Genomic DNA, 20,045 nt, shown 5'->3' on the forward strand with positions numbered 1-20,045 from the left:
CACTCTTTCAGATAAGGATTTCCATGACTCAGGTTTCAACAGCAGAACTAGTCAACTGGCTCAATAGCACCTTGGATATCACCCGTTTCAAGGACTACTGCCCCAATGGGCTCCAGGTCGAAGGCAAGCCCTATATTGGCAAGCTTGTCACCGGCGTGACGGCCTCGCTGGCACTGATTGATGCTGCTATTGCCCGCCAGGCGGACGCTATTTTGGTACACCACGGCTGGTTCTGGAAAAACGAGAACCCATGTATTGTTGGCACCCGCAAAACTCGTCTCGAACGCGTCCTGTCGCATCAGCTTAACCTCTTGGGCTATCACCTGCCCCTGGATACGCATCCCGAGTTCGGCAACAACGCTCAATTGGCCCGGCAATTAGGCATTGAGGTGCTTCGCGACGCAAACGGCTTGGCACAAACCTGTGGTCCGGACGGATTGGTCTGGCTGGGCGAACTGCCAGCCCCTGTCTCACTGGAAACATTCGGCCTGACAGTTTGCAATAACTTACACCGCAAACCACTGATTGTTGGTGATTTACAACGAAAAGTTCGTCGAATTGCCTGGTGCACGGGAGGCGCGCAGGGCTTTATCGAGAGTGCCGTTGCCGCCCAAGCCGATCTTTATATCAGCGGCGAGGCCTCAGAACAGACCTTTCACAGCGCACAGGAAAACAATATTGCCTTCATGGCTGCCGGTCACCATGCCACCGAACGCTACGGAGCTCAGGCCTTGGGCGAAGAAATCGCTCGCCGGTTCGGTATTGACGTGGAGTTTATCGACATGGACAACCCGATCTAATTGCACCAAAAGCCAGCAGATATGACCTTGAACAAGCTTTAACGAACCGCATGGCTAGACAAGCCCAGGCCAGGAAAGGCTAAAATCAGGCATCCGGCGTGGGCAAACTTGGCCCTGCCGGTGGGTTTACATAAACAAAAGGTGCCGAAAGGCACCTTAAAGCTTTGATTCGTTTGGGCTTTTATTTTTTCAGCGAATCCCTGATCTCACGCAGCAACAGCACGTCTTCAGGGGTTGGCGCGGGAACGACTTCCGCTGCTTCTTCCTTGGCCACCGTGGCACGCATACGGTTAATCATCTTGACCATGCAAAACACCACGAAGGCCAGCAAGATGAAGTTGATCAAAATGGTCAGGAAGTTACCCCACGAAAGAACAACAGCCCCGGCCGACCTCAAAGCTTCCAGGGTTTCTGGGCCGGCAAAGCCCTCTGGTCTACGCAAGACTGTGAACTGATTGGTAAAATTCACCTCGCCGCCAAGGATGAAACTGATGACGGGCATGACAACGTCTTTTACCAGCGAGTCAATAATCTTGCCGAAAGCAGCGCCAATAATGACACCGACCGCAAGGTCCATCATGTTGCCCTTAACGGCGAACTCCCGGAATTCGTTCAGGAAACCTCGAGCCTTGTTCATATGTTCACCTTTGATCAAGTTATGCTGCGCTGGGTAACGCGTATAATGTGCGGTTGAATAATATACCCAGGCCCAAATCCGTAAATTGTGGTATTGCCCGAATCGGGCAGGAATAAGGATACTAGAATGAGTCAGAACACGACACAGCCCGATGCCATAGGCGCGGTTGATTTCAATCTTCCGCCCGATCCTTCGCGCCGCACCTGGGTCGCCACCGCCTGTGCATTAGGTGGTGTCGCTGGTGTGGCCACCGCTGTTCCCTTTGTCAGCTCCTTTGCTCCTTCGGAGAAGGCAAAAGCGGCCGGCGCTCCCGTAGAGGTTGATATTTCCAGTATCGCCCCCGGTCAGATGCGCACCGTTGAATGGCGCGGGAAACCCGTCTGGATTCTGCACCGCACCCAAGAGCAATTGGACGCCCTACCCAAACTGGATAGCCAATTGGCCGACCCTGACTCGGACCGTCCCGGCTACACCCCTGCGTACGCCAAGAACGAATACCGTTCGCGTCGCCCTGAAATCTTTATCTGTATCGGTATTTGCACCCACTTAGGTTGCTCCCCGACCCCGCATCTGGCCGCTGGCGCTGGCGCCGGTCTGCCCGGTGGTTGGGAAGGCGGCTTTCTGTGCCCCTGCCACGGCTCCACATTTGACCTGGCCGGCCGTGTCTACAGCAACAAGCCTGCTCCAGACAATCTGGAAATCCCGCCCTACCAGTTCTCGGCTGACGGCACGATGGTTACCATCGGCGTAGACGAAAACAACAAGGCCTAAGGCGGCTGTAACCCAATACGTACTATTTAAAAAGATAAAGGAGCCGTTTCATGGCTGGCGAGAAAACCGTCGAAACGACAGGACTCTTGGGATGGATTGACAGGCGCTTCCCCCTGACATCCATGTACAAAGAGCACATGTCAGAATATTACGCGCCGAAGAACTTCAACTTCTGGTACTTCTTTGGTTCTCTGGCACTGCTGGTGCTGGTTATCCAGATCGTGACAGGTATTTTCCTGGTCATGAACTACAAGCCTGATGCCAAGCTGGCCTTTGAGTCGGTCGAGTACATCATGCGTGAAGTGCCCGGCGGCTGGATCATCCGCTACATGCACTCCACAGGCGCTTCCATGTTCTTCGTGGTGGTGTACCTGCACATGCTGCGCGGCTTGTTCTACGGTTCCTACCGCAAGCCACGTGAACTGGTCTGGATCTTTGGTGTGGCCATTTTCCTCTGTCTGATGGCTGAAGCCTTCATGGGCTACCTGCTGCCATGGGGCCAGATGTCCTACTGGGGCGCCCAGGTGATTGTTAACCTGTTCTCGGCCATCCCTTTCATTGGTCCTGACCTGGCTATTTTCATCCGTGGTGACTACGTGGTGTCCGACGCCACCTTGAACCGCTTCTTTGCTCTGCACGTGATTGCTGTGCCTCTGGTCCTGCTGGGTCTGGTTGTGGCTCACCTGATCGCTCTGCACGAAGTGGGCTCCAACAACCCCGACGGTATCGAAATCAAGCAAGGCCCCAAAGACGCCCAAGGCCGTCCTTTGGATGGCATCCCCTTCCACCCCTACTACTCGGTGCACGACATCCTGGGTGTGGCTGGCTTCCTGATTGTATTTGCCGCGATTGTGTTCTTTGCCCCTGAAATGGGCGGCTACTTCCTGGAGTTCAACAACTTCAGCCCTGCCGATGCGCTAAAGACTCCTCCACACATTGCGCCTGTCTGGTACTTCACGCCTTTCTACTCCATGCTGCGCGCCACAACGGCTGACTTTACCTGGGTTCTGGCCGGTGCTTCCGTGCTGGGCGCTCTGGTGCTGTTCGTCAAAGGCAAGCTGCCCGGTATCTGGCGCCTGGTCGTACCCGCTGTCCTGATCGCTGTTGCTGTGCTGCTGCGTGTTATCGACGCCAAGTTCTGGGGCGTGGTGGCCATGGGTGGTACGGTCGTGATCCTGTTCTTCCTGCCTTGGCTGGACAAATCGCCTGTGAAGTCGATTCGCTACCGTCCTACCTGGCACAAAGTGCTGTACGCGATTTTCATCATCAACTTCCTGATCTTGGGTTACCTGGGCACGCAGGCCCCGAACGACTTGTTCAACCTGCTGAGCCAGATCGGTACGGTGATCTACCTGGCCTTCTTCCTGTTGATGCCGGTATGGAGCCGCATGGGTACATTCAAACCCGAACCTGATCGCGTGACTTTCCGCCCTCACTAGGCCCCCAACACGAAACGGAATGACCATGATTAAGAAACTGCTTGGCGCTCTGGCCTTGTCCCTGACCTGCACGGTGGCTGGTGCCGCCGGAGGTGGCTATGCCCTGGAGCGCGCGCCCGACCGCATGAATGACATGGCGGCGTTGCAAAATGGCGCAAAACTGTTTGTGAACTACTGTCTGAACTGTCATAGCGCCAACTCCATGCGCTACAACAAGCTGACAGACATCGGCCTGACCGAAGAGGACATCAAGAAAAACTTGCTGTTCTCCTCGGACAAGGTGGGTGATCTGATGAAGATCGCCATGACCCCGGAAATGGGCAAGAAGTGGTTTGGTGCCGCTCCTCCTGACCTGTCCGTGATTGCACGCGCCAAGTCCACCAACCTGGGCCCTAGCGGCGCAGACTACATCTACACCTACCTGCGCACGTTTTACCGTGACGTGTCCCGCCCAACTGGCTGGGATAACCTGGTTTTCCCAAGTGTGGGTATGCCTCACGCCATGTGGGAGCGCCAAGGTGGCGTGACCTTGCACCGTACAACCGTGGCTGAAACCGCCAAGGACGACGGTAGCAAGGAATGGGTCAAGACCACGGCTACCTACGATCCAGCTGGCTTCTCCGACGTCAAGAAAGAAGTATTGGCCGATTACACCGGCCACGCTACTGACACCGTCAAGCTTGAGCCAGTTAACGCCAAGGCCGCTGCCAAATACGACAACGATGTCGCTGATCTGGCCAACTTCATGGACTGGATGGCTGAACCGGTGCAACTGGAGCGCAAGAAAATTGGTGTGGGCGTGATCCTGTTCCTGCTCTTGTTCTTTGCCGTTGCATGGCGCCTGAACAGCGTTTTCTGGAAAGACATCAAGTAAAACGCTATGCTAGACGGGCAGGCCTAACTAGCCTGCCCGGCTTTTTATTGTTAAAACCCCTTGCAGGGTTTTAAATTCTGAGCCGTGAGGCTCTTGTTTTTATTTCTACGACTGGAATCTCCTACCATGATGGTGCTCTACTCTGGAACAACTTGCCCATTCTCACAACGCTGCCGTTTCGTGTTGTTTGAAAAAGGCATGGATTTCGAGATCCGCGACATCGACTTGTACAACAAGCCTGAAGATATCGCCGTCATGAACCCCTACGGACAGGTGCCCATCCTGGTAGAACGTGACCTGATCTTGTACGAATCGAACATCATCAATGAATACATTGATGAGCGTTTCCCGCATCCTCAGCTGATGCCTGCGGACCCTACCATGCGCGCCCGTACTCGCCTGTTCCTGTACAACTTCGAGAAGGAACTGTTTGTACACGTGGCTGCCCTGGAAGACCGCCGCAACACGGATGCCAAAGCACAAGAACTGGCCCGTCAGCAAATCCGCAACCACTTGTCGCAGTTGGCTCCGATCCTGCTCAAGAACAAATACATGCTGGGTGAAGAGTTCTCCATGCTGGACGTGGCGATCGCTCCCCTGCTCTGGCGCCTGGACCACTACGGTATCGAACTGCCCAAGAGCGCCGCTCCTGTGCAAAAGTACGCCGAGCGCGTGTTCTCGCGCCCCGCTTACATTGAAGCACTGACTCCTTCCGAAAAAGTCATGCGCCGCTAATCCATATGCAAGAGACCTCGACCAAACCCTACCTGTTGCGCGCTCTACACGAATGGTGTTCCGATCACGGATACACACCACACATTGTGGTCACGGTTGACGCCAACACCGTTGTTCCACGCGGCCATATTCAGGATGGTCAAATCACCCTGAATATTGGACATCTGGCCACCAATGGCCTGATTCTGGGTAACGACTACATTGAATTCCAGGCCCGCTTTGGCGGTGTCACGGAAGACATTTTTGTGCCCGTGGCAGCGGTGTCGGCTATCTACGCACGTGAAACAGGTGCTGGTATGGGTTTTGAAGTCGTGGAATCCGAACCGTACGCTGAAGGCGAAGCACAGGATGCAGCTCCTGAAGCGGCACCAGAAGCACCCACTGCCAAAAAAGACGCGGACAAGGTCTCGCACCTGAAGATCGTCAAGTAAGGCGCGTTCGATGCAAACAAAAAAGGCTCCCTACGGAGCCTTTTTTCTCTTGAGTAATCTGTAGCAGAACAGGTCGCCCAACAACGTGCATAGTCACTGAGCACAGCCAATAACACTTTCTTTAATTAAGGACGCTTACTTTAGCTTCTCTCTTAGTAAAGAAGAACATCAATTGCTACATTAAGTGCTAAGCAACTGGCCCAGAAGACTGGGCTTTCCACGCCTACCATCAATACTGCGCTCAATGATGTTGAACGAAGGCACTGCACCACTATCTCACACACGCCAAGTTCTACCCCTACTGCACCGCCTCCTCCTGATTACGGCGACGACCAGCCGCCACACGCCACTCCAGCAGGCTCTTGAGCATCACCGACACAATCGCGAATACCGCCAGCAGCGCAGCCGCTGTAAAGGCCGCAGCCGCCTTGTTATCGTTGTTCAACTGATCCACCAGCAGGGACAAGGTCAAGGTCTGATTCATGATGGTGCCAGACACCACGGACACCGCGCCGAACTCGCCAATCGCACGAGCATTGGTCAGCACCACGCCATAGAGCAAGGCCCATTTAATATCCGGCAAGGTGACGTGCCAGAAGATCTGCCAACCATTGGCCCCCAGACTTAACGCCGCTGCCTGCGCGTCCGAGCCTTGCGCCTGCATGATAGGAATCAGAATGCGAGCCACATAAGGCGTCGTCACAAAGATGGTCACCATCAGAATGCCGGGCCAGGCAAACATGAGCTGGATATCACGCGCGCTTAGCCACTGCCCCAGGGACGACTCCACGCCGTAGACCACCAGGTAGCACAGACCCGCTACCACAGGCGAGACGGCGTAAGGCAAATCCACCAAGGTACTGAGCAAACGACGGCCACGGAACTCATAATGCGTCAGACACCAAGCCAGCAAGATGCCAAAGACCATGTTCAGGGGCACCGTCAGCACCGCCACGAACAAAGTCAGCCCGATGGCGTGGAGCATATAGTCCTCTTGCAGATTGCTCCACAAGGCAGGCAAGCCATCACCCAAGGCTTTGGAGAAAATCAGTATCAGGGGCACCACCAGCAAACCCAGCACCAAGGCAATGCCCACGGTCAGAATCAAACGGTCAGCCGTGCTTTTAGGTGTTTTTCTCATGGTGCCCTCCGCTGCCAACCCAACAAACGGTTCTGCACCCACTGCAAGGTAAGCAACAGCAGCAAGGAGGCGATCAGAATCACCGAGGCAATCGCCGCCGCCGCCGGATAGTTGAACTCTTGCAGGCGTACAAAAATCATCAGGGATGACACTTCCGTTTTGTAGGGAATGTTGCCGGCAATCATGATGACGGCACCGAACTCACCCAAACTACGGATAAAAGCCTGGGAGGCTCCCGTGACCAGAGCCGGAATCAGCGGCGGGAACACCACTTTGCTGAACGTCTGCCAGCCACTGGCACCCAATGTATGGGCGACTTCCTCGTACTCGGCTCCCAGCTCTTCAATCACCGGCTGCACAATACGTACGACAAAAGGCAGGCTGGTGAAGGTCATAGCCAGAACAATGCCAGGGTATTGATAGGCGATCTTCCAGCCTTCCGGCAGAAACTGACCAAACCAGCCGCCAGGCACAAACAGCGTCGCCAAGGTCAAACCCGCTACCGAAGTTGGCAAGGCAAACGGCAGGTCTACCAAAGCATCGATCAGGCGACGCCCCGGAAACTCAAAGCGCGTAATAATCCAGGCAATAATGAACCCCACCACACTGGCAGTCAGGGTGGAGTAAAGAGCGGCGCTGATCGTGACCTGATAACTGCTGACGACGCGCTTATCGGTCACCGCACGCCAGTAATCGGCCAGACTCATGTCACTGACATACATGAACAAGGCCGACAACGGCAGCAGCACAATAATGGACAGGTACAGGACGCTAAAGCCAAAACTCAGCCCAAAACCCGGCATGACAGGGCGGCGCAGAAAGAAGATGGGCTTTAGCGCAGTCTTCGCCCCGGAATCCTGCGCCTCGCCCACAAGAGTGCGACTCATGAATTACTTGGCCAGCAACTGGTCCAACACGCCATTCGCAGCAAAGTGGCGGCTTTGAATGTCAGTCCAGGAGCCCAGAAGGTCGGTAGGGTTAATCAACTTGACTGGTGCGTATTTGGACTCAAACTCCTTGGCCACGGCAGGATCCGTTACACGGTAGTTGAAACCAGCCAGCAGACGCTGAATCTCCGGGGTGTACTGGAACTGTAGGTATTCGGTCGCTTCCTTGCGAGTGCCCTTCTGGTCAACCACACGGTCCACCACGGCTACGGGGAACTCAGCCAATACGCTGACGGGGGGCACCACCACTTCCAGTTCGCTGCCCTTGAATTCGTCGCTGGCGGCAATATTAAGCACTTCGGACTCAAAGGTCAGCAACACATCGCCCTGACCATTCTGGGCAAAAGCCACCGTTGCACCACGGCCTCCCGTGGGAAAGCTCTCGACATTAGCCAGCACCTTGCCGACAAACTCTTTGATCTTCGCTTCATCACCGCCGAAGGCTTCATTGGCATACAACCAGGACGCCAAATAGGTGTAGCGGGCATTACCTGAGGTCTTGGGGTTCGGGAACACCAGCTTCACATCGTCGCGCACCAGATCATCCCAGGACTTGATGTTCTTGGGATTGCCCTTGCGCACCAGGAAAGCGATGGTGCTGTAGTAAGGCGAGCTGTTGTTCGGGAATTTAGTGGCCCAGTCCTTGGCCACCGCGCCGCGCTCGGCCAGGAACTCGATATCGGTCACCTGGTTGAAGGTCACGGTATCGACTTTCTTACCCTGAATAATGTCCTGGGCCTGACGGGAAGTCCCGGCAAAAGACTGATCAATCTTGATGTCTTCACCCGTAGTGGCTTTCCAGTGCTCGACAAACTTGGGGTTGATCGCCGCAAAGGTCTCGCGCGCCACGTCAAACGAGGCATTCAGCAAAGAAACCTGGGCACTGGCTGTGCCACCCAGCAAAGACGTCAACAACAAGGCGGAGCCAACAACAGACTTCAATTTCATGGTGTTCCCCAGAGTTCGCGGACGCGGCCTTCGGAGCCCGTCACTGATGTTCAATCGCGTGCTTTCTATATAAGCGCAGCTTGGATAGATCAGATTATGGGTAGGGGGAAAGGCATTTAAAACGACATTTTCATCATGCGCTTATAACCAGAACCTACTGACTGGCTGAGCCAGTGCGTCTTGGACACCGCAATATTTTTCTGGTGATTGCTTCTTTGCAAAAAACCCGGCTATAATCATCAATTCGCCGGCTTAGCTCAGTTGGTAGAGCAGCGCACTTGTAATGCGAAGGTCGAGGGTTCAACTCCTTTAGCCGGCACCATGGTTATCAAGCACATACGCCACCCCTAACCGGGTGGCGTTTTGCTTTTCTGGTTCCGTGTAAGCACTTTGTAAACAGTTTTGGGAAATGCTGCGTACATTTATCCTATCGTTACAAAGGCGATTTCGTGCCGGCCGTAGCATTTCTTGTACAGCAGTAGTACTGTTCAGCCTATCACCAGCAACATGTTTATATGCCCAAAGGTGTCGCCCTAATGGGTGCGGGGCAGTCGCAACATGTCAGCCGCTTAGGTGAGTGATTTCCGCACCCTCAGATTGGACGGCACTAATTAGTACTTCGCTGTCATTAACAACCCCAGACTCCCAGGCTTGGCCTGCATGCAACAATTCAGGTGAAAAGAGCGAAAGCGAATCTCGATCGATCGCCTGTCCCAGCAGCTTCGTAATCAGTATTTCCCGAACATAGACCGATAGGGCCACTCCTGTTCTGGCCGCTGCATGTTGCAAATCCGCCTTTAGCTGTCTGGGCACAAACACTTTGATGGGCCACATATTCTTGCCCAGGTTGGGGGCAACCCAGGTGGTGGGTTCTGGCAGCGGATTTTCCGGATCAGTTGGCCCCGGCGCAGCACTGAACGAGAACCCGTAGCGGCCGTTTTTCGGAGACACCGTGCGTGGTGGCGCAAAAAAATCCGATCTTTGTGCGAACATCCGGCGATATTCATGCTCGCCATACAGATGCATCAAAAGTACGACACGCAACCAAAACGCTTCGGTCACGTTCATGACGTTCGTAACTTCATCCAAAGCGATACGACATGCCTCAGGCAGCCAAACCCTTAATTCAACGGCATCATAGGCGAGATCGTCGTACTCTCGGCTAGGCACGAGATTAGAGAACATTGGGATCTGCTCATCTACGGTTGGAGCCTTTGCTGGGCTGCTTTTCCTTTTCCTCTTGAACAAGCTCACTTAAAAATTCCCCTACGATTTTCCTTGTCACTTGTCCGCGTGCGGCTTACCTTGTTCCCCGTCGCTCGAAGTCGGCGCAAGCAGGTCAACGACATCGACGCCCAACGCATGGGCAATACGCTCCAACCCATCAATGCTGATGTTGGTAACGCAACGCTCAAGCTGAGAGACATAGGTTCGATGAAAGTCTGCCAACTCGGCCATGCTTTCCTGGCTCAGGCCTCGCTCGGTACGCAACCGCTTTAGGTTTATTGCGATTCTGGTACGCACCGCCGTTGGTATGGAAACTGTATTCGTGCTCATGCACGAAGAGTGGCGGACTACTGCTTAATGCACTACAGTATGTAACTCTACTGTTTTTAAATCTCATAAAATAAAGAGGAAAACATGCAACCATCCAAGGCTGGCTTGATCATTGCCACAATGGTGATCCTTCAAGGGTGCGGTTCGACAGGGAGTGTTTTGAAAATGGGACCCGATACATACCGTGTTTCCGCCTCTAGACACAATATGGCGGGAGGTTCGACCGCCGCCGAGGCTGGCGCCCTGCAAACCGCGAACTCCCATTGCCAAGGTCTTAGCAAAGAGGTGCTCGTCACAAACACGTCTTCCGATTTCGACCGCCCTTTCTACAACTACACTGCTACATTCCAATGCCTAAACAGCGATGATCCGGGGCTTCATCGTCCTCAATACAGGCCAGCGCCAACAACTGTTATTGAGGACCGCCGTCAGTAAAGCTAGCGGGAAACACAAATACTTACACTGCAGCTTACGCCATACTAGTTGTTGCTGGTGGGAGTTGAAAATGCCAAAACAAATATATTTCACCAAGAAGCTGGTTTATTCCAGCCCCTCAGATCAACGCGGAGACGAGAAGTTGTATCGCACTCAATTTGGACTCGTCCGTGAAGATGCACATCGGAATCTATACATCTGGCGCGAGAAAAAATGGGTTCGGCTATGGGAAGAACGGGGGGGACAGCTACTCTTAGTTCAGGGTCAACTCAACGAGGCTGGACTCCCTAGGGAAGCATATGGCTTGGCTGCTAGCACCGTTTATGAGGGCACTGCAGACTACCTATTGGATAAACTAAAAACATACTGGTGGACGCTATTGCCCCTTGCTTTTGCTGTTGGGGTCGTGACAACCTTGCACGCCTCCCCTTTATGGATAAGTGCAATATTTATTGCCATAATTTCCTTCATAATTTATCAAGAGCGTCACAAATCAGGCATCAAGAAAGCCCTAATCTGCTTGCTCCTGGGGCTGGCAACTTTCGCGGCATTATCATTTCTGATCGAAATCATATATGTGCTACTTCAAGCTCTCCAAGTAATCATGGGCTTGTGCGACGGCATAAACTGCGAGGCACCACACTTTTGGCTGAAATCCGATCCCCACTACGACCCAGACCTTGCAGGAGGAAGGGGACGCTATGGGCTCTGACGAAGCCAGCCAATCCGAGAAGGCTGCATGCCTAGTCAACGACGCTGAAATGCTACTGTTCGTCACCGGTGCAGGCATGGGTGTCGATTCCAGCCTACCCGACTTTCGCGGCAATCAGGCTTCTGGCGCGTAGCGGCATCGACTTCACTTCCATCGCCTCGCCCCAAGCCTTTCTGCAGCGGCCCGAACGTGCGTGGGGGTTTTATGGCCATCGCCTCAATCTCTATCGGCAAACCCCGCCACACGCTGGCTACGACCTATTGAAGAAATAGGGCGACAGTGCGCCTTATGGCTGCATGGCATCCACCACCAACGTAGATGGACATTTCCAGAAGGCCGACTTTGAAGCCAGCCGAATAACTGAATGCCATGGGTCAATTCATCATTTGCAATGCCTGGACGGCTGTACTGATGAAATTTGGCCGGTGGATGGCTTCCATCCCGTCGTGGAGGAGAAAAATTGTCTGCTTCTCAATGACCTGCCGCTCTGCCCTCATTGCGGCGATCTAGCGCGGCCCAATATCTACATGTTTGGTGCCGAAGAATGGCTCGAAGACCGGGCTTTAGCACAACGTAGAAGGCTGGAGCATTGGCTTCGTAGCGCCGAACGCCTGCTAATCATCGAAATTGGGGCGGGAACAGCCATATCCGCCACCCGCGACTTAACACATCGCATAGCGTTTGATTTCCATGCGCCGGTAATACGTATCAACCCGCGAGACCCTGCGATTTACGGCAATCCTAGCCACGTCAGCCTAGCCATGGAGGGCATGCAGGCCCTACAGAAAATCGACACTTTGCTAATAGCATAAGATACATTTCCATCACACCAAGACTTCCCTTCGCCCACAACCGAACATCAATAGAACCGGGAATGAGGAAATCAGAACATGCGAATTGAAAAAAACATCGTCGGAAAGTTGGCCAGGCGGGTCGAAACATTCGTTATTGCCCATACCAAGCGTAGCCTACGTCAGTTAGGAGGAGGCTCCTTGCTATCGGGTGAAGACTCGCCATTGCGCAATGTATGGGATGAAATCTGTGCCCAGCAGCAGGGAGAGGAGTCGTTTTACTGGTCGGCCTACGAGGAAATCATTGATCAGATTTTGCTGGACAAGGTGAACCACCTAGACCGCGCATCCCTACTGGCGTTGTGGACCCAAACCGATGACGGTTTTGACTGGCTCGAAGATCATCACGCAGACGAGGATGGAGTGGAACTGGTATCTGTGGATCACGGCACGGTGGTGACTTATCTAAGACGGCTTTTACTCCGAGAAGCTACTGACGAAGACAACGAACATATCCAGAGATACCTCTACCCTGAGGACTATGACCCAGGCGATGACGGTGACGAGCGCGAGCTACAGTTCTTCTGTCAACGCATCATATCTGGCGGCCAGACAGGCGTGGATCGCGCCGCATTGGACTTCGCTATCGAATATGGCTACCCCTACGGCGGTTGGGCACCACGCCGGCGCGAAGCCGAGGATGGCCCCATTCCTCCGAAATACCAACTCATCGAGTTGACTGAAGGCGGATATCGACAGCGGACCAAGCGGAATGTAGAAGATAGCAATGCCACATTGATCATCAATATCGGTGCGCTTGATGGCGGAACGCTGGCAACAAAGACATTCGCGCAAAAACTAGGACGGCCTTACTTCGTTGCTCAACTGGACACCGACACCCTAGACAGCATTGCCCTATGCATTGTCGAGTGGTTACAGGCTCACAGCATTCAAACACTGAATGTGGCAGGTCCGCGCGAGAGCAAACGACCAGGGATTTATTGCCTTACACGTGAGCTGCTTGACGCGATCGCCACCAGGGCGTAAGGCATCGCGCAAAACAGGGTCAGCGAGCTTCCCGCCACGATGAATATGGACACCTTGACATCCACCCTGCATCCCAACGCCCAAGGCGATGGCGGGAACAAACGCATTGTAATTGCTCTGAGCACTGAAACAAAAGCGAGCCAATACCGGTACAAGCCACAGCCGAGCCGAACCGTCAAACTAAAAAGGCTAACAAAAGTCAACATTCGGGCCGCCCATGTCGCCACGCCTACCACCACCATCGCGCGCAAGCGCACCTGTACTACTTTCAAAATTGAGGTTTTTTCCACAGGCCAAGTCGTTCCATAGCCTCCTGCCGCATCCTCTCCCATTCAACCCGACGAAGCACGCGCAGTTCGGCTCGGGCTGCTTTCCGCGCTTGAGCACGCTTCGCCACCCACTCGCGCCGCTGTGCTTCCTGCTGGGCAATTTCCTCATCGGAATAGTATTGTGGGCGAACCCGGGCGCTACCAAGCAGAAGTCGCTCAAGCGTGCGTCCAACGCATTCACCTTGCACATTCTGGCTTTGAAGGAACGCAATCAGGTCAAGCGACACATAGGTGCTGACACGCCGAAAACCAGCCTCTCGAAGGCGTTGCCGATACGCAGCCAGCCGTTGTGCGTTATTGTTTGCCGTGCTCATTTTCCACCTGTGTACCTTTCCCCGTAGAGGTTGCGCATTGCATTATCGATGTAGTACGCCGCCTCGACTATGTATCGGTCTCGCATGTCATCCTCGAATCGGCCCGACTCGTAAGTTAACGGTTGGAGGATGGACTGAGCATGAACTAGGTCCGACCAGGCGTTCATGTTCCGTCGGTAGTGGCCGAAGGTTAGGAGCCGGATAAGCCCCTTTAACAAACGGATGGCTGATTTCATTTTCAGTTCCTTGTGGGTTGATGGCTTGGTTTCGAGATAAGCAATGCGTACCTCGATGCCAAGGCATGCAATGGTCAGCGATTATGCGTTATCCCAAGGGAGCGGCAGGGACTGACTATTGCTTACCTTCTCTGCCTTCTCTTAATCCCTTCCCTCTATAGATGGTATTTCTAGATAGGTGTACGAAAATTGGACAAATAGAATGTGAAAAACTGCCCGCATAGCCCTGATGATTGGACACATAGCGATTCTTGACCCCCGATAATCGAGGCTGTAGGGGTCTGTATGTGTCCATTAATCGGGGGTCTGTTTCTGTTGTGCTTTTTCTGGCCTCCAATCCTTGTAAGCGGCTCTCTCTAGACTCTGCGGTCCTACGTCCATATCGGGGTGATGGTCGAGAGGCTGCCATGTGAGGGCATACCAGCTTGTTTTGTTTGGCCGTTGTCCCTGCCTTGTTTTGAACAGCAAACCACGACTCAAGAGCACCTCGAGCGCCGTCGCTATGGTTTGCTTGGAGGTCCAGCCGCGCTCCTCGTTAAGGTACGTCCAGGCGGCCAGCAAGCGCCCGTTGTTGTCGCCCCTGTACTGATGGGCTATGTCGATAAGCAATCGCGTCTGCTGACCCGTCAGTGACAAATAGGCCTGGCTCTCCAATACGGTAAACGGCATCAATAAAAAGCGGCTGCCGTCGCTGCGGTTGCGTTTGAATCTGGACATTCATCGCGCCCCCTTGCCGGACAACCACACACAAAGCCAGTATAGAACCACCTGCAACTCGCTCATTGCAGCCTCCCCGATGCGTCATGGGTATGTAGGGTGCTCGCTTTGATGGCTACCATCAGCCTATCAGCGGTAAAGCCTTTGGTTTGCAGGATCGGGCCAAGCCTCAGGAATGACGCTAACGCCGCTTCATCCGATCCGACACCGATACGCTTGGCATGACCGATTACGGCAGGCAGTAGCGTGCCTAGAATGAATCGCTCGTGCTTATTCATGGCGTTATTCATGATCGACACCTGCCTTCGAGAAATTCGGTTCGGAGATCAGGACATACATTGCTACGCTGTAATGGGCGAAGCCATCCGAATCAACTGTGACAGTGCGACTTGATTTGATTTCAAATCCCATCTTGAGAAGGTCTTGAACGCGTCCTGCCGGGTGAGAAATGCCGTTTGCACGCAACTCATGCGTATGGCGTGGAGCGGTGCGCAATAAAGCAATCAGCCTGGCACGTTGCGCTTGCGTGGTGGTACTACGGCTCTCGATAGTGTTATGTTGAGCCATCAAACGAGAATCATTGCGTGGTTCCGTCTTGCCAGTCGTGACAGTGATGGAATGGCCTTGGTCTTTAGTGCTCGTTTCTGTTTGCTCGTGGGGACGGGCATTTTTCATTATTTGCCTCCCTTCTTTGCGGTCAGTCGCTCCAAAGCATCAGCAGGCCACAGTAAAAGGCGGTTAGGCAGCTTTACCGGGCGAATGCCGTAATAGTGTCCATTGCGACACAGGGCGGCACGAAGAGTTTGTGGCTTAATCCCCAAGCTCTGCGCTAAGGTTTCAGTCGAAAGGTGTGTATTCGTCATGGCGTTATCTCAATCAAGTTTAAATAACGCCACTTCACGCGGGGGAATACCCCCCATCCAGCCAAGTATCGTAAAAACAAAAACCGCCTGAAACCCTCATGAATAAAGGCTTAGACGGATTTCAAGCGACGGGGGAACTATTCTGTACTTGTGGTTCCCCCGCTTTCCCCTTTTTCCCCCGCTTCTTTCTTGTCTCTCGGACGTGTCCAAAGCCCCCCTTGCAACGCCTCACGCTTAACCGTTGCCCCAGATACCGGACCACGCTGCCCATTGACTCCACGCTTGCGCATTTCGGCGGCCACGCGGTCGGCCATATCCGTCAGACTGCTATATGTGCCCCCCTTGGCATCACGCGTATCTAGTTCGTCGGCAATAGCGCGGGCCTGTTCCTTCCAGTCGGCGGGGTTTTCCTGCTTCTTATCGACACCAACCACAGACGAGGGGGCGACGACATCAACCCGTCTTGTCTCGATCTGCCCCCCCGTGGCATTAAAGGCCTCAAGTAGCGCACCAATAGTTACCCCTTCCGGTAACAATGGAGCGTAGGTTAACTCACGATCACCGGGCCTCTCGTCCAAGATGATTAGGTTCTTAGGTGAATAGGCATCATAGAATGCGGACTCAAATTCATCCTTCCAGACAAATACGTTGGCTGGCAGCTTGAAGGGAGACTGCTCACGCCATGCGGCATAGCCAAAATCCGGGCTGACATGGTCATTTTCATCTTCCGGATATTGCATTTTCAATTGATGCTGAAGCATATAAAGGCTAGCAAGAATAGCGTCCCATTCTTTAGAAAGAACTTGCATAGGAACATTAGCAACGAGGCGATACGCCGTCATGCCACCGAGAACATTGATAGCTGTTTCTGCATCGCCCGAGAGTTGCCGGGCAACTTTGTCCGGCGATAAACGCCATCCTGTTATGTATGGAATCGCCCGTACTGGGATGGCATTGCGCCCCCCGATTTCAATAATCAAGCGTTCATTGCCCATGTTTTGCCACCTTCAATGCATCCTTCACAAAAAGGGTGCCAGCATCAGGCCGGTGAAGGTGTCCGGCTTTTCCCGCCGTCGCGGTAGACGCTGGCTTAAAACGGTTGCCTGAAGCCGTCAGGCGGCGGTAATTACTTTAGGCTTGGCTGCCTCGGTCTTTGGCTGCGCCATCCCTGCTTGCTCCAACATCCAGCCCTCGATTTTCGTGTGCCACATACGCAACAAGTCCAGCGGGCGGCGGCGATAGTGTTTCTCAGCTGTAGCACTCGGCTTATGGCCTTGAATCTGGGCCACTACGCCCGCAGGACACTCCACCCATTCGGCCAGCGTGCCAAAGGAGCGACGAAGGCCATGTATGGTCAAGTGCGGCAATCCAGCGGCCTGTATAGCTTTGTTGTGTGCCACGCGCGGCTCCTGAATACGCCCACTCTCGGCGGTCGGGCTAAAGAACACCCACTTGGACGGTTTCCACTGCTTGCCCTGCTCTTGTAGGCGTTCAAGGTAGCGGACATTGGGCTGAACGCTATTAAGTCGCTGCAGATCCAGCAGCAGGCTTTTAACGTAAGGAGTCAGCGGTATGGTGCGCTCACCTTCGACCTTGTCGGCAATGCGGATGCTGTTCCATTGAAAATCCACGTCAGTCCATTGCAACCCGGCCACTTCCTCGCGGCGTGCGCCGGTCAGCAAGGCAGTTTGCAGGTAGGCACTGATAACCGGGTTGACGATGGCCCGCACGTGCTCAAACCACAGCTTCAACTGCTCACGCTGCAAGCAATCATCCTTAGCTTGGGCCTTTGGCAGTTCGGCACGCATAACACTGGTGCTGCATGCGTCCGGCCGAGCTTGGGCTTTGTATTCAGGGCGGTCAGAACACCAGTTAAGGAAGGCACGCAAGCGAACAAAGGCGCTACGAGCTACGGTCGGACGGTGTTGCTGCTCTCTGAGCCAGTCAGTAACGGCAGTGCGGTCGATTTTCGCCAGCGGCGATTGCAGCAGGCCATGAAGCGGCCCCGGCAAGGTCTTATCCCCCTCGCCCTTTTTGCGGCCTCGTGTTTTTTCCTTACCACCTGCATCCGATAGCCGTTGATGGTCTAGCAGCGTGCGGTCGCTCCATTTGCGTGCGCGGGCTTTCAGGTATTTGTCCCATGCGTCGATGGCGGGTGCTTTGTCGCTCGCTGCCTTGGCACGTTTGGCGGCATCTGCGGCAGTCACTTCGGCCTTAACTTCTCGCGGGTCGCGGCCATCGTCAATAATGATTTGCAAGTTACGGGCTTTCTCGCGTGCCTTATCAATTGTCCATGCGCTTACATCGCCAATGGTTACACGGATGCTTTTACCGTCTAGCCGACCCTGAAAGATATAAGCCTTTGCGCCTGCGGTAGCACGCACCGCAAAACCGGGGGCGTCGCTATCCCATAAAAAGGCTTGGGCTTTTCCGGCTGGGCAAACAAAATCCCTTACCCTGCCTGCCGTGAGTTTTACGCGCTTGGTCATTGCGTGAAGGTTTCCATGTAAGCACTATGTAAACAATATTATGGAATGCCTTTCAACATCAATCAACCTTCACATTTATGTAAACATGACGAAAGGTACGTGTTTACTTGTTATCATGCTTTATACAGAATCTCGATCAACATGCATGAACGCCCAGAAATCATTATTTTTTCCCACTTGTAATGCGAAGGTCGAGGGTTCAACTCCTTTAGCCGGCACCATGAATAAAAAAACGCCAAGCTTTTGAAAGCTTGGCGTTTTTTTTATTACTACTTAGCGTAGGTGTAGTGGTACGTGCGAAATCCCCACCCAGAACGCAATGTAGGTAGCTTGGTGACTAACGCTAACAGCTGTTGTATCAGTACACATGATATCATCGGTCAAAATTTTTTTACTAGAATCGCAGAACCTAACTGCACCTGATCGCGGTACATATCAGCAGTACTTCCTTTATGTGATCATGTTTTCGTAAGGCACATACAGAATGGTTGATGTTACAAACATTGAAGAGATTACAGACTGTAATTCTTCAGTAGAACTGAAATTAGAAAAAAAGAAAAAAACTGCTCTTAAAGCCCTATATCAAAGATGGGAAAAGCATCCATACGTCGAAACTCGCGGGAAATATATTCCATCAGGCCCTGTCGTTTTCGACTTGAGGAAAAATAAAAAATATCCGAACTATCTATATCGCAACATCAATTATCTTCGTTTCAATACAATCGAAGATAAAATAATCTCAGAATGCATTAAAGACGCAAATTTATGCGCAGGCCAATCATTAATATCTATTGATCAAGACTCATTAAAAAATCAAGACAAAATAGAAAATGGGGTTTTTCTAATCAACAATGGAAATAAATTAATATTATCCAGCAATAAATTCATCACTGATTTTAAAAAAAATGAAAATGAAAAATACATAAAAAGACTAATATGGAGATATCACAATGATTTCATAAATAAAAAATTCACACAAGAAGATTTAATTCAAAACGGAGAAAAATTAAAATACTTTGAAAAATCCACCAGAACTCATGAATTGATACAAGTAAGTGGCAACAAAATACAAACATATCTATTTTGCGAGAAAAATAAAATATCAACACCTGCTATGTATTACATACGAACAGGTGATGATATATTACTAGACACTCCAAACTGGATAGAGAAAAAACATGGCTTTGTTATTAAAGGCGGCGAAGGCTGCAGTGCTCAGCATGTATACGTATTCAAGAGAGATGGTGAGAAATATTATGATTTAATGCATGGCAAGGAATATGATCGTGCATCAATCCTTTCTCTGTTAGCGTCATTACCAAGCGTAATTGTTGAACAACGCTTAGGAGAAGAATCTGGCGTCATTCCAATAGACATTAAAGTCTATTGTATGAATGCTCGACCAAAATACATTCTTCTAATTAATAGAAACCATAAGCGAGAGTATAGGAGCGTATTCATCAAAGGATTTGATGTAACAAAAAGAGAATTTGAAGATAATCCAATGAAAGACTCTCGGCTGGTTCTTTTACCGTGCCCAAATAAAGACATAGCTAAAGAGCTAGAAGATGCCCTAAAAAATGCCGGAATTGATAATATATTAAATTTTTGCTCAGACTTATTGAAAAAACTCAACTACAAAGATTTTGTGAGCTTAGACGTATTTAATATGAATAATAAAATCTATCTTGGCGAATTCACGAAAACGCCAGGGGCATTTATGCAACATATATTCAAAGAAAAAACAATAAATAATATTTTTTCATAAAACTGGATTTTGGAAAAATAAGACTAACTTTAAAATTTTGTTTCTTATAATAGGTCATAAAAAA

At 52.1% G+C, this 20,045-nt stretch carries 22 protein-coding genes and 1 tRNA gene; 11 read left to right on the forward strand and 12 right to left on the reverse strand.

Going from position 1 to position 20,045, the window contains the following annotated elements; genetic code table 11:
- Positions 1–23 precede the first annotated feature (23 nt).
- Positions 24–800, forward strand: a complete 777-nt coding sequence (locus tag ACDI13_RS08940; RefSeq protein WP_316989765.1) for a Nif3-like dinuclear metal center hexameric protein — start codon at positions 24–26, stop codon at positions 798–800.
- Positions 801–981: 181 nt separating this feature from the next.
- On the opposite strand, the gene mscL is transcribed toward ACDI13_RS08940, so the two are convergent.
- On the reverse strand, positions 982–1,437 hold the full coding sequence (mscL, locus tag ACDI13_RS08945) for a large conductance mechanosensitive channel protein MscL (protein WP_316989766.1): 456 nt from the start codon (positions 1,435–1,437) through the stop codon (positions 982–984).
- Between the two features lie 126 nt (positions 1,438–1,563).
- On the opposite strand from mscL, the gene petA reads away from it, so the two are divergent.
- The 5 genes from petA to ACDI13_RS08970 all read left to right on the forward strand — a co-directional run bounded on the left by petA (position 1,564) and on the right by ACDI13_RS08970 (position 5,687).
- Positions 1,564–2,208, forward strand: coding sequence for a ubiquinol-cytochrome c reductase iron-sulfur subunit (gene petA / locus ACDI13_RS08950; RefSeq protein WP_316989767.1), 645 nt, complete (start codon positions 1,564–1,566; stop codon positions 2,206–2,208).
- A 50-nt stretch (positions 2,209–2,258) separates the two neighbouring features.
- Positions 2,259–3,647 carry a cytochrome bc complex cytochrome b subunit gene (locus ACDI13_RS08955; protein ID WP_042485705.1) on the forward strand — a complete coding sequence of 463 codons (1,389 nt, stop codon included), beginning with the start codon at positions 2,259–2,261 and terminating at the stop codon, positions 3,645–3,647.
- 19 nt (positions 3,648–3,666) lie between these two features.
- Positions 3,667–4,521, forward strand: a complete 855-nt coding sequence (locus ACDI13_RS08960) for a cytochrome c1 (RefSeq protein WP_316989768.1) — start codon at positions 3,667–3,669, stop codon at positions 4,519–4,521.
- Positions 4,522–4,647: 126 nt separating this feature from the next.
- On the forward strand, positions 4,648–5,256 hold the full coding sequence (locus ACDI13_RS08965; protein ID WP_094198005.1) for a glutathione S-transferase N-terminal domain-containing protein: 609 nt from the start codon (positions 4,648–4,650) through the stop codon (positions 5,254–5,256).
- Positions 5,257–5,261: 5 nt separating this feature from the next.
- Complete coding sequence (locus tag ACDI13_RS08970; protein ID WP_316989769.1) at positions 5,262–5,687, forward strand: ClpXP protease specificity-enhancing factor; 426 nt, start codon at positions 5,262–5,264, stop codon at positions 5,685–5,687.
- 298 nt (positions 5,688–5,985) lie between these two features.
- Here the strand turns inward: ACDI13_RS08970 and cysW are convergent, their stop codons facing one another.
- The 3 genes from cysW to cysP are packed head-to-tail and all read right to left on the reverse strand — an operon-like array spanning position 5,986 to position 8,723.
- Positions 5,986–6,828 carry a sulfate ABC transporter permease subunit CysW gene (cysW, locus tag ACDI13_RS08975; protein ID WP_316989770.1) on the reverse strand — a complete coding sequence of 281 codons (843 nt, stop codon included), beginning with the start codon at positions 6,826–6,828 and terminating at the stop codon, positions 5,986–5,988.
- A complete protein-coding gene (gene cysT / locus ACDI13_RS08980) occupies positions 6,825–7,715 on the reverse strand; it encodes a sulfate ABC transporter permease subunit CysT (protein ID WP_316989771.1) in 891 nt (296 codons plus the stop codon). The genes cysW and cysT overlap by 4 nt, the downstream gene beginning before the upstream one ends.
- Positions 7,716–7,718: 3 nt before the next feature.
- Positions 7,719–8,723: a thiosulfate ABC transporter substrate-binding protein CysP gene (cysP, locus tag ACDI13_RS08985; protein ID WP_316989772.1), complete on the reverse strand. Its 1,005-nt coding sequence runs from the start codon at positions 8,721–8,723 to the stop codon at positions 7,719–7,721.
- 246 nt (positions 8,724–8,969) lie between these two features.
- On the opposite strand from cysP, the gene ACDI13_RS08990 reads away from it, so the two are divergent.
- Positions 8,970–9,045 (forward strand) — tRNA-Thr (locus tag ACDI13_RS08990).
- A 239-nt stretch (positions 9,046–9,284) separates the two neighbouring features.
- On the opposite strand, the gene ACDI13_RS08995 is transcribed toward ACDI13_RS08990, so the two are convergent.
- Together ACDI13_RS08995 and ACDI13_RS09000 are read right to left on the reverse strand one after the other, a co-directional pair.
- Entirely contained in the window at positions 9,285–9,908 is a 624-nt protein-coding gene (locus ACDI13_RS08995) for a hypothetical protein (protein ID WP_316989773.1), read from the reverse strand.
- 96 nt (positions 9,909–10,004) lie between these two features.
- Entirely contained in the window at positions 10,005–10,214 is a 210-nt protein-coding gene (locus tag ACDI13_RS09000; protein WP_372373055.1) for a helix-turn-helix domain-containing protein, read from the reverse strand.
- Positions 10,215–10,785: 571 nt separating this feature from the next.
- On the opposite strand from ACDI13_RS09000, the gene ACDI13_RS09005 reads away from it, so the two are divergent.
- From ACDI13_RS09005 to ACDI13_RS09015, 3 genes are all read left to right on the forward strand, one after another.
- Positions 10,786–11,427, forward strand: coding sequence for a hypothetical protein (locus ACDI13_RS09005; protein ID WP_316989775.1), 642 nt, complete (start codon positions 10,786–10,788; stop codon positions 11,425–11,427).
- Between the two features lie 296 nt (positions 11,428–11,723).
- Complete coding sequence (locus ACDI13_RS09010; protein WP_316989776.1) at positions 11,724–12,239, forward strand: Sir2 family NAD-dependent protein deacetylase; 516 nt, start codon at positions 11,724–11,726, stop codon at positions 12,237–12,239.
- Between the two features lie 78 nt (positions 12,240–12,317).
- Positions 12,318–13,265: a YpsA SLOG family protein gene (locus ACDI13_RS09015; RefSeq protein ID WP_316989777.1), complete on the forward strand. Its 948-nt coding sequence runs from the start codon at positions 12,318–12,320 to the stop codon at positions 13,263–13,265.
- A 268-nt stretch (positions 13,266–13,533) separates the two neighbouring features.
- Here ACDI13_RS09015 and ACDI13_RS09020 read toward each other — a convergent pair whose 3' ends face one another.
- The 6 genes from ACDI13_RS09020 to ACDI13_RS09045 all read right to left on the reverse strand — a co-directional run bounded on the left by ACDI13_RS09020 (position 13,534) and on the right by ACDI13_RS09045 (position 18,108).
- The gene (locus ACDI13_RS09020) at positions 13,534–13,908 is read right to left on the reverse strand and encodes a hypothetical protein (RefSeq protein WP_316989778.1); all 375 of its coding nucleotides are present in this window, start codon (positions 13,906–13,908) and stop codon (positions 13,534–13,536) included.
- Positions 13,909–14,438: 530 nt separating this feature from the next.
- A complete protein-coding gene (locus ACDI13_RS09025; protein ID WP_316989779.1) occupies positions 14,439–14,861 on the reverse strand; it encodes a hypothetical protein in 423 nt (140 codons plus the stop codon).
- Between the two features lie 62 nt (positions 14,862–14,923).
- Positions 14,924–15,151, reverse strand: coding sequence for a hypothetical protein (locus ACDI13_RS09030; protein WP_316989780.1), 228 nt, complete (start codon positions 15,149–15,151; stop codon positions 14,924–14,926).
- Positions 15,144–15,536, reverse strand: coding sequence for a helix-turn-helix domain-containing protein (locus ACDI13_RS09035; RefSeq protein WP_316989781.1), 393 nt, complete (start codon positions 15,534–15,536; stop codon positions 15,144–15,146). The genes ACDI13_RS09030 and ACDI13_RS09035 overlap by 8 nt, the downstream gene beginning before the upstream one ends.
- Positions 15,537–15,861: 325 nt before the next feature.
- The gene (locus tag ACDI13_RS09040) at positions 15,862–16,719 is read right to left on the reverse strand and encodes a hypothetical protein (RefSeq protein WP_316989782.1); all 858 of its coding nucleotides are present in this window, start codon (positions 16,717–16,719) and stop codon (positions 15,862–15,864) included.
- 117 nt (positions 16,720–16,836) lie between these two features.
- Positions 16,837–18,108, reverse strand: a complete 1,272-nt coding sequence (locus tag ACDI13_RS09045) for a tyrosine-type recombinase/integrase (protein ID WP_372373057.1) — start codon at positions 18,106–18,108, stop codon at positions 16,837–16,839.
- 589 nt (positions 18,109–18,697) lie between these two features.
- On the opposite strand from ACDI13_RS09045, the gene ACDI13_RS09050 reads away from it, so the two are divergent.
- Complete coding sequence (locus ACDI13_RS09050) at positions 18,698–19,981, forward strand: ATP-grasp fold amidoligase family protein (protein ID WP_316989784.1); 1,284 nt, start codon at positions 18,698–18,700, stop codon at positions 19,979–19,981.
- The last annotated feature ends 64 nt before the right edge of the window (positions 19,982–20,045 follow it).

This window comes from Alcaligenes faecalis (assembly GCF_041521385.1).
Classification (GTDB): domain Bacteria; phylum Pseudomonadota; class Gammaproteobacteria; order Burkholderiales; family Burkholderiaceae_B; genus Alcaligenes; species Alcaligenes faecalis_E.